Source organism: Mesorhizobium sp. M1328, assembly GCF_040318075.1.
GTDB lineage: Bacteria > Pseudomonadota > Alphaproteobacteria > Rhizobiales > Rhizobiaceae > Mesorhizobium.
Genome location: NZ_JAMYLO010000058.1, coordinates 1 through 6,795 on the forward strand (window position 1 = coordinate 1; position 6,795 = coordinate 6,795).

Consider the following 6,795-nt stretch of genomic DNA (forward strand, 5'->3'; position numbering starts at 1 on the left):
TCGCCGAGGCCGGGCGCTGCGAACCCTGACCACTCCGCGCCCGGCCTCGGCTCAAGCTTCAGCCCAGGACACCGTCTGTCAGATAAAGTTTAAACTTTTACAGAAAATGACCTCCTGCTCCTCGCCATGGACGGCGCGCCAGGATCGAATACGGCGCTCGACCGTGCGACGAATGCCATTGCCCAGTTCGGGATGTCGCCTGATCATCTCCTCGAAAATGGCGACCGGCCGGATGCCGGGAGCCGCCCGCAGCAGCGGCACGATCTCGGCTTCGAAAATCTTCGCGAGCGGGTCTGGCCGGCGCCTTTCCCGCGGAACCTTCCTTTGCGAGGGCAGCCTCGAATCCTTCTCGAGACGATAGGCCGTGGCTGTGCTGATCGACGCCTTCGCCGCTGCGACGGCCGTCGTATTGGTCTTCCGGAACTTCATGAAAAGCCTCAATTGGTGATCGGTTACGTGGCGGCCGGGCACAAAGTGATTCCTCCCCAACAGGAAAAACCACCGCATACCCGGTCGACCGTGATCACCAGACGACGCGCGAAAAGGAACGCGCCGCCGGCGGGTTGAAACTCCAGTCGGGCTACGCCCTCCCTGCGTTCCAACCCGCCGGCATTCTCATCCTGCCTGATTGACGCTGCGCTCTCACGTTGATTGCCGCGCCGCATGAGGCAACGAACCCGCGCGGTAACATTTTCCTTGAGGCAATGCGACATCATTCGGTGGATGGTCGCATAGCTTGGCCTGCGCCAGACCACATCGCCATTGTTGCGCTTGGCAGGCAAATCCAGCCCATGTTCGAGGAACCAGAGCAGGGCCTGGCCGGCACTGCCGAGTTCCGCCACCTTGTCAAACACAAGGGTGATGGCCTCTTGCATGCGACGATCGGGATCCTTCTCCAGCCGGTCGCCGACCTTCACGAAGCCGACCGGGGCAGCGACGACGAGTTCACCGCGCCGGGCCTTCTCATAGCGGGCCGACAGGGAGCGCTGACGCAGAAGATCGAGCTCATACTCGTTGAGACTGCCCTTCAATCCGAGCTGCAGGCCCAAGTCCCTATAAATTCGGTAGGTTCGCTTCATGTTGATGTCCCAGCCCTCGCGCGTGAGCATTACGTGCACGCGCCGGTATCCGTAGCGGACCCCTGTGGCGCAGATGTCCTTGATCCGAGCTTCGATGCCGGCCTGATCGCGGCGGCTGATAGGTCGACGTGTCGAACTCCAGAACCCGGCATGCCCGCCGGATCGACACGTTCCACTCATCACACGTCTGCGCCACCAACTCGCGTTTGCGACCAGGCCTCACAGTTTTCGGCGAATGACGTCCTGCAGCATCTCCTTGTCCAAGGAGAGATCGGCCACCAGCTTCCTGAGCTTGCCGTTCTCGTCCTCAAGCTGCTTCAGCCGCTTCATCTCGGTCGGCAGCAGTCCGTCGTATTTCTTCTTCCAGTTGAAGTACGTCGCCTGGCTGATCCCCGCCCGACGACAGATCTCCGCGACCGGAATCCCGTCCGTGCCCTGCTTCAGAATGAACGCCTTCTGCGCGTCCGAAAACTTCGATGCCTTCATCGCCTTCCGCTCCTCCCAGCCAAGGGATGTTACCGCGGAAAACTCCACTTTCGAACGATCCAGTTTTCAGGGATCAGAGCATTCAGTCAAAGCCACGCCGGTCTGGGATTGGCGATCAAGGACAGCACTTGTCGTATCCCTGGCGCAGGCCTGCCGTCGATGAACTGAGCCAAGGGGAACAATGCTTGCGGGCGCCTTTCCGGAATGCGACTACGTCGTTGTGCCGTTGCCACCAATGCAGTGTCGATCGCGGTATCCCGAAGCGTTGTTCCAGATAAGTTGGCCCTGCAACCTGACCGGCCCAGTCTTCAATTCGCAGGCAATCGCTTTGCAGATCTCGCGCTTCTAGGACTGCGTCCTCGGTCCGCGCCGTGAGCGAAGCCGCCTCACGGGCGCTTTCATTAGAACGACGCACTGCTTCGGCTGCGAGCCTCCGAACAAATTCGAAGGCCAGGGCGGTCAAATCGTCATGGATAGCCTGTTGGCAAATTGGCGAAAGCAAACCAACAGCAGCGACATTGCTAGTCCCCATATGCGATGAAGATTGAACCGCGTTCCTTCATAACCTCCTGGTGCTGAGCCAGAACGCGCTGGACCTTGCAACCAAGCTTGTAAGCTCGTCCTGGTGAGGTTCATTTCCAAAATCAAATGATTTGGTCACGGTGTGGCTCCCCTGCCGCGTAAGAGGCCGCGCGACCAATGCCCTTGCCGGCGCCGGTGACCAGCACCGATTTTCCGGGAGCGAAGGATCACAAGCGCGCGCCGCTTTGCCTGTCAAAGATGTGGACCCGGCGCGGATCGATCCTCAGTCTTACTTCTTCACCAGGACGGACCGTCAGCCGATCCTTGACGATGGCGTCGATAGGATCTTCGCCAAGGTTGGCGAATATCTGTGTCTCGGAGCCGGTCGGCTCCAGCACCGAAACCGTTGCCGGCAAGCCGTCGGGCGCGATGTCGATATGCTCGGGACGTATGCCATAGATGGCCGGCTGCCCGTCCTGCGCCTTGCCCCTCTCGACCGGCAGCACGGAACCTGTGTCCGACACAAAGACCTGCCTGCCGTCCTTCGAATCGATCCTGCCCTTGATGAAGTTCATGGCCGGCGAGCCGATGAAACCGGCGACGAAGACATTGCCCGGATTGTCGTAGAGATCGAGCGGCGCGCCGACCTGTTCCACCTTACCGTCCTTCATCACCACGATCTTATCGGCCATGGTCATCGCCTCGATCTGGTCATGGGTAACGTAGACGATCGTTGTGCCGAGACGTTGATGCAGTTCCTTGATTTCGACGCGCATCGCGACACGAAGTTGGGCGTCGAGATTCGATAAAGGCTCATCGAACAGGAAGACTTCCGGGTCCCGCACAATGGCGCGTCCCATAGCCACACGCTGGCGCTGTCCGCCCGAAAGCTGTTTCGGAAACCGGTCGAGCAAATTGCCCAGATCGAGGATTTCGGCCGCCTTCTTCACCTTGGCTTCGATCTCGGCCTTCGGCCTGCCCCTGATCTTGAGCGAGAAGCCCATGTTGTCGGCGACGTTCTTGTGCGGATAGAGCGCATAGTTCTGGAACACCATCGCTATGTCGCGGTCTTTCGGCAGGACATCGTTCACCACCCGGCCGCCGATGCTGATCTCGCCGCCCGATATGGCTTCGAGACCGGCGATCATGCGCAGCAGGGTGGATTTGCCACAACCCGATGGGCCGACAAGGATGACGAACTCGCCATCGGCGATATCGACATTCACGCCATGGATGACCTGCGCGGCGCCATAGCGCTTGACGATGTTCCTGACGGTGACCTGAGCCAACTCGCATCTCCTCTATTGGGCCAAGCAATTTGCATTTTCACGTCGCCCTTTGGGGCGGATGCGGCGATTTCAAACGCTCGAACGCTGTCTTCGAATTCGAACGTGCGCGTTATTCTTTGACGCTCGACATCGCGACCGAGTCGGTGAAGAAGCGTTGGAAGCCCAGCAGGATGGCTGCAGGGATGAGGCTCAGAATGGTCGATGCCGCGAAGATCTGGCCGTAGTCGGTGCTGTGCTCCCCCGCCATAAGACCGAGGGTGATTGGGGCAAGGAACATGTCCGCGCGCGTCGTGACCAAAAGCGGCCAGAGATAAGCCTGCCATTGCCCATTGAAAATGATGACACCGGCGGCGATGAGAGCCGGACGCGAAAGCGGCAGGAAAACCTCGAGGAAAATCCTTAGCCAGCCGGCTCCATCGATTTGAGCGGCTTCAATCAGCGAACGCGGTATGGCGAGGAAGAACTGCCGCAGCAGGAAGATCACCATGCCGCTGCCCACAAAGGGCAAGATCAGTGCAATGTAGGTATTCTGCAGCCCTGCGCGTGCGAAGATGGCCGACAACGGGACAGCCACGACCTCCTCGGGGACCAAAAAGCTGAAGACGATGATGGCGAAGACGACCTCGCGGCCGCGCCACTGCATGGCGCTCAACGCGAAGGCTGCGGCTGCGCACACCAGCAGACCCACGACCACCGTACATGCGGCCACGACGATCGAGTTGATCAATCCGGTCCGGAACGCTCCGCCGAGCGCGCTGCCAAAATTTGCCAGAGTCGGCCGTGGCGGAATGAAGCTGCCAGTGGAAAGCGGATCGAGCGAGGTGAATATCTCGCTACCGGGCCGGAGGCTTCCGGCAACCAGCCAGACGATCGGCAGCATAAAGCCGGCGGCGACGGCGATGCCGAACAGGAGCTGAACCATGCGTTCGAGCCCGGCCGAGCTCTTTCCTCTGGCGATCACAGTTGTTTCTCCCGCGATAGTAACCGGAACTGGATGAGGATGATGACCATCATGATGACCATCAAGGTCAACCCTTCCGCAGCAGCCAATGGCACGTCATTGAAAAAGTAAGCCTGCTGATACACGTCAAACATGACGAGCTGCGTGCTGCCGCTGGGCCCGCCTCGGGTAAGTATCGCGATCGGCGCAAACAGCAGAAATGCGGACACCGTGTCAGCGACGATTACGAAGGCCAGCGGCCGACGCATTAGCGGAATAGTGATGTGCCATAGCGAGGAAAGCTTCCCGGCCCCATCGATCGATGCTGCCTCATAGAGATCGCGAGGAATGTCCTTTAGGCCCCCGATGAGGAAGATCATCCAGAAGCCGCATCCGATCCACGAGCACATAACCACGATCGACATCAGTGCCTGGTCTGGCGATGTGAGGAACGGCTGAGCGCTCACGCCTATAGACGTCAACAGAGCATTTGCCAGTCCCTGCGGGCGGTATGCAGCACCCCACAGTATGGCTGCGACGCTCGATGGGATTAATACCGGCAGGAACACCAAGGTTCGCAGCAGCGAGAGGATCCGTGAATTTTCGGCAAACAGCAAAGCGAGGCCAAAAGCCATTGCCGTCTGCAGCGGCACGGTCACCGCGACAAAGGTTACGGTCGCCTGGAGGGTCTTGGCAAATGAAGGCGCCGAGAAAAGAAACTCGAAATTATCGAGCCAGACGAATTCGCCGTCGGGGCCGGACAAGCTCTGTTGCACGAGCCAACCTGCTGGCAACAACCGAAACCCGATGAGCGCAACCAGAGCCGGCGTCAGGAAGAGGAGCGGCGCTATGGCCGCTCTCCATTTTGAAAATCGCCTAACTATGGGTGCATCCCTGACGCTTTGTGCCTCAGTAATCGCTCCCATCGCCATCGCTTTTAGCGCTCGATCCGCTTGAAACTGCGCTCAAGTTCACGTTGCAGTTGCGGAAAGGTCTGGGCAGCATCACTTCCATTGCGGATATCGCTCCATGCACGCGTGACCAGCTCCTCCAATTGGAGATATCCGAGGGTACGCGGTCGCCGGATAGCCGTATTCGCGAGCTCATAGCTTATCAAAAGATCAATACCCTTCAGGTTGGGATTTTGCTGGGGAAGGGTCTTCAGCATGTCGGCCGAAGTCTCGATGTTCGCGGATAGAAAGTCTTCGTCGGATGCAAATAGTGACCCGTCTTTATCTAAGCCGGCGTAGTTCAAGAATTCCATAGCCAGGTCGGGATTCGCTGCGCCCGCCGCCACTCCAAAATGCCATGATTCAGAAGGCGTCACGGCCTTCCCACCGGCAAAATACGGATGAGGCGCCACAGCATAGTCAAGACCTTCAACCTTGTTGAATCCGGCGATTTGCCACGGACCGCTAACAAAAAATGCAAGACGGCCCGCTTTGAATAGGTCGGCCATCTCTGTGGTGCTGGTCGGACCACGCGAGGCCACGCCATCGGCGAAGATGCTTCCATACCATTTTCCTGCCTGTAGCCAGCCATCATTGGCCACATCGGGAGTCAGCAGGTCCTCACCTTTAACGCCCGGTCCACCGCCGAGCGACTCTGGCAGAACCTGTAGCTGGTAGTAGCGATCGACTTGCTCGAATCCAAAGCCGATCTCGGCTCCGCCCTTCTGCACCTTCCTGGCCAGATCAATGAGCTCTTCCCAAGTGATGCGTGCATCCGGCGAGACACCCGGCGCTTCGACACCGGCTTGGGCCAAGAGCTTCTTGTTGTAGAACAGGAATTGAGTAGACTCCCCGATCGGCATTGACAGCATCCTCCCGTTATAGGTAGCGCCCTGCAAATCACTGGGGAACAGTACGCCCTTGCTCTTTTCTGCGAAGGCACTCGTCAAGTCCGTCAAAATGCCCAGCTTATCGAACGTCGGTATATAAGTCGGATCTACGAGGAAGACATCGATCCCGGAATTCCCCGTCCGGAAGCGCTGAACTATCGTGTTCTGAAGGTCGGAAAACGGCACACCTTCGAAAGAAACCTTCTTGCCAGACACCTTTTCGAAAGCATCGAAGAGCCTCTTATAACCGGCGCCGTCTCCATTGCCGAAGACCCGCACCGTCTTGTCCTGCGCCCTGGCCGGCAATGATCCAAGCAGTGGCAGCGACGACACTCCCAACATGCCGGTCAAGAAACCGCGCCGACCCAAGCGATAGCTCGTCATAGTCATCTTGTTTCCTCCCGTCCGTTTTGCGGACCCACAATCAGGGAACCACTCCCTTGACTTAAAAGCGCAAGCTAAGTGCTTTCTTGCAAGAATGCAATATCCTAATATTGCCAGCCACCCAAGCCGTGTGGTAGCAATGACTCGGCTTGTAGGAGACCGCATGATTCGGCCCGGTAGAACTCCACTTCACATTCAGCTCGCTGATATCATTCGGTCTCAGATCGAGAGCGGCGTCTTCAACGCTGGCGACCA

The 6,795-nt window shown here is 58.5% G+C and carries 6 protein-coding genes and 2 pseudogenes; all 8 read right to left on the reverse strand.

The annotated features are described in order from the left end of the window. Window positions 1–102: 102 nt before the first annotated feature. A pseudogene (locus tag NKH23_RS34100) lies at window positions 103–471 on the reverse strand (IS21 family transposase); the annotation flags it as partial. A 554-nt stretch (window positions 472–1,025) separates the two neighbouring features. Further along, a pseudogene (locus NKH23_RS34105) lies at window positions 1,026–1,565 on the reverse strand (transposase); the annotation flags it as partial. A 115-nt stretch (window positions 1,566–1,680) separates the two neighbouring features. Continuing rightward, complete coding sequence (locus NKH23_RS34780) at window positions 1,681–2,097, reverse strand: antitoxin Xre/MbcA/ParS-like domain-containing protein (RefSeq protein WP_502912408.1); 417 nt, start codon at window positions 2,095–2,097, stop codon at window positions 1,681–1,683. 217 nt (window positions 2,098–2,314) lie between these two features. Continuing rightward, window positions 2,315–3,376 carry an ABC transporter ATP-binding protein gene (locus NKH23_RS34110; protein WP_353036731.1) on the reverse strand — a complete coding sequence of 354 codons (1,062 nt, stop codon included), beginning with the start codon at window positions 3,374–3,376 and terminating at the stop codon, window positions 2,315–2,317. Between the two features lie 109 nt (window positions 3,377–3,485). Next, window positions 3,486–4,298, reverse strand: coding sequence for a carbohydrate ABC transporter permease (locus NKH23_RS34115; protein WP_353036733.1), 813 nt, complete (start codon window positions 4,296–4,298; stop codon window positions 3,486–3,488). 35 nt (window positions 4,299–4,333) lie between these two features. Next, the gene (locus NKH23_RS34120) at window positions 4,334–5,248 is read right to left on the reverse strand and encodes a carbohydrate ABC transporter permease (RefSeq protein WP_353036735.1); all 915 of its coding nucleotides are present in this window, start codon (window positions 5,246–5,248) and stop codon (window positions 4,334–4,336) included. 5 nt (window positions 5,249–5,253) lie between these two features. Then, the gene (locus NKH23_RS34125; RefSeq protein WP_353036737.1) at window positions 5,254–6,546 is read right to left on the reverse strand and encodes a sugar ABC transporter substrate-binding protein; all 1,293 of its coding nucleotides are present in this window, start codon (window positions 6,544–6,546) and stop codon (window positions 5,254–5,256) included. 55 nt (window positions 6,547–6,601) lie between these two features. Continuing rightward, window positions 6,602–6,795, reverse strand: a 194-nt coding sequence (locus NKH23_RS34130; RefSeq protein WP_353036739.1) for a hypothetical protein, incomplete at its 5' end; no start/stop codon positions are given.

Coding starts and splice junctions, on each gene's coding strand:
- NKH23_RS34780 (WP_502912408.1), bottom strand. CDS start 2,097: ATGGGGACTAGCAATGTCGCTGCTGTTGGTTTGCTTTCGCCAATTTGC.
- NKH23_RS34115 (WP_353036733.1), bottom strand. CDS start 4,298: ATGGTTCAGCTCCTGTTCGGCATCGCCGTCGCCGCCGGCTTTATGCTG.
- NKH23_RS34125 (WP_353036737.1), bottom strand. CDS start 6,546: ATGACTATGACGAGCTATCGCTTGGGTCGGCGCGGTTTCTTGACCGGC.
- NKH23_RS34120 (WP_353036735.1), bottom strand. CDS start 5,248: ATGGCGATGGGAGCGATTACTGAGGCACAAAGCGTCAGGGATGCACCC.